The sequence below is a fragment of the Micrococcus sp. PSi08 genome (assembly GCF_054960655.1).
The window spans coordinates 1-240 of record NZ_JBHNYP010000077.1 but is presented as its reverse complement, the minus strand read 5'-3'; the positions used below and the strand labels follow the sequence as shown (position 1 = coordinate 240).

Genomic DNA, 240 nt, shown 5'->3' with positions numbered 1-240 from the left:
AGACGGGGGCGGCTGGCGCACCCACGGACGTGAAAGTGAAGCAGGCCGTGCTTCCAAGCGCGGGCCTGGCCGGCGGGTCGGCTACACCTACCTGCACTCGGCGATCGACGGGTACACCCGCCTGGCCTACACCGAGGCGTTGGAGGACGAGCGGGCGGCCACGACCGTGAGCTTCTACTGCCGGGCGCGGGCGTTCTTCGCCGCCCACGGCATCACCGTGGACCGGGTGATCACGGACAA

At 70.4% G+C, this 240-nt stretch carries 1 pseudogene; it reads left to right on the top strand.

Annotated features, from left to right (window positions below):
* Positions 1-240: pseudogene (locus ACFI33_RS11845) on the top strand (IS481 family transposase); the annotation flags it as partial.